Below are 2,335 nucleotides of genomic sequence, written 5' to 3'. Positions count from 1 at the left end.
CCATGAAGCAGCAGGAACATTCCTCACATCAACCTGGATCCCTGATTTCAGGATGACGGATATTTTTGTCCCGCCTTTCGCCAAAACCCTTCTGACAGATTCGAGCTGAGAAATAAAATCAAAGGTTTTCCCTGCATCAGAGCTTTGGATAAGAATGTCAATATCTCCGATGGTTTCTTTTTTCCTCCCTAAAGATCCTGCAATCTCGGCCTTTCTTACCTCTTGTTGTTTTCGCAAAACCTCCTGAATGGCCTCAGCCTCAGGCAATGCCACTCCCAAAAGCACCCTGCTTCCATCCTTCTTGCTGAACTCGATGCCTTCAAGGAACTTCTTTTCACTCTTCTCTCCAAAGCCCTTTACTCCCTTCAACTTTCCCCTCTTAATGATTCTCTGCAAATCTTCTGGCTTCCTCACCCCGAACTTCTTGTACAAAAAAGCGATTTTCTTTGGTCCAATGCCCTCTATCTTCTCCAGGGCCTCAATATCGATTGGCAGCTCCTTCCGTAATCTTTCAAATGCCTGGATTCTTCCTGTCTGGATGTACTCAGCAATCTTCTTTGCGAGAGACTCTCCAATCCCTGGAAGCTCCTGAAGCTTTCCTTGCTTTGCTATTTCAGCAATGTCTTCGTCCAATTCCTCAATCGTCATTGCTGCCTTGCGGTATGCCTGTGGCTTGAATTGCTCTCCTTTTATTTCAAGATACTCAGCCATCTTATAAAAGAGAGACGCAATTTCTGCATTCTTCATACACCGATTGAGGAGAACTGGCTATTTATAGATTGCGGAAATGTTTTTATAGGGCTTGCACGTTCTTACTGAGAATGGTGCAGGGGCTTTCCTTGGAAATATTGAATCTGATTAAAGGCCATAAGGACACGCCTGTCCCTATCCTTGCAGATATGTCTGGTCTTTCTAAGGAAGTAGTTTATGCCGCGCTTTGCGTTCTTGGCTGTGAGCCCGTCTATGCCTCAACGCGGCTCACTCCAGACTCAAAACCTGAGCCTAAGGGTTACACGATTCCTCAAGCCATGGAAAGGACTAGGCTTCCTTATGAGGCAATCAACGATGCTATTCGCGCAGGAGAGCTGCCTGTTCAAAGGCCAGAAACGATGACTGATTCTTACTTACTTAATCCGCAAGATGTCCAACCTTTAATTAAAAAGATTGAAAATGGAGGCATAAAGCTAAGAAGGGAGCTACGTTCAGAAAGAATACGGAGAGAGCAGAATCTTTATTTTCCTGAGAAGGGCATAAGTCCTGAGCAGCGATTCCTTAACTACCTCTTCCAACTGCCTTTGCTTACCCTCGAGGAAGAGCAGGCTTTGCTGAAGCAAGTGAGACTGGGGGATGAGAGTGCTGTTGATGACTTGATAGAGGCCAATTTCAGGCTCGTCTATTGGAAAGTAAAGGCAAATTGGAGGAATTGCCCTAGCCTCGAGCCTATGGATCTCTTTCAGGAAGGGGTTCTTGGATTGCAACATGCAATCTTAAAGTACAATCCAACTCCTCTTAATCCGAATACAAGTGGGCAGACGAAATTAAGCACCTATGCTACATGGTGGATCAACTATTCTATAACAAGAGCAATTGTCAATCAAGGGGCCACTATTCGGATTCCGGCTCATGTCTATGAACGGAGATCTGTTATTGCAGCATGGGTCATAGAATTTATAAAGCAGAATGGAGCAGAGCCCAGCATCCAAGCGATTATCTCTGCATTACCTAAATATCAGTCCCACATCAGGAGTGATGTTGAATACATGGCAAGGACTTCTTCGGGTTATGATTTAAATATTCATAACAGAATGATACATCTGGATGATCTGTTGACGGAAGATGGCCCTTATACTTTCCATGAGATTATCGCTGATACCAAGATTCCGTTGCCTTATGTTCCAGCCATGGCGGCTGAAGAACAAAAGAGACTAACAAAGGTTTTGAAAACCCTTCGAGTCTCACCGCGAGATAAAGAGATGTTTGAAATGCGAACAGGCATCAAAGATGGTATCCCCCATATTCTGGAAGATGTTGGTAATGCGTTTGGCGTCACCAGAGAGCGTGTGCGTCAGGTTGAAGAAAATATTAAAAAGAGGATGAGGGATAAGCTTCAGTATCCTTCCACCGAACAAGTCTACCGGCACAATATGAAGGATCAGCTCTCTCGGATATTCAAGGAATATCCAACCCTTGAGTCTTATATTCCCCTGTTTTTTCAAAAGTATGGGTATGCTGATGGAAGGGGGTATACAAATAGGGAGTTGGTTGCTGCCTCAAATGGTGCTACACCTGCCAAAATCCGTAGAAAAATTAATAAGATTCAAGATCTGCTTAGGGA

The 2,335-nt window shown here is 44.3% G+C and carries 2 protein-coding genes; one reads left to right on the top strand and one right to left on the bottom strand.

Annotated features, from left to right (window positions below):
* On the bottom strand, positions 1-747 hold a 747-nt coding region (locus VJB08_06440), incomplete at its 3' end, for a helix-hairpin-helix domain-containing protein (GenBank protein ID HLD43591.1).
* 74 nt (positions 748-821) lie between these two features.
* Between VJB08_06440 and VJB08_06435 the strand changes: the two genes are divergently transcribed.
* Positions 822-2,335 (top strand): sigma-70 family RNA polymerase sigma factor (locus VJB08_06435; protein HLD43590.1); only part of this gene is annotated, 1,514 nt, incomplete at its 3' end.

Source organism: Candidatus Nanoarchaeia archaeon (assembly GCA_035290625.1).
GTDB lineage: Archaea > Nanobdellota > Nanobdellia > Woesearchaeales > DATDTY01 > DATDTY01.
The sequence above is the reverse complement of the archived record's forward strand: the minus strand, read 5'-3'. Positions and strand labels throughout refer to the sequence as shown.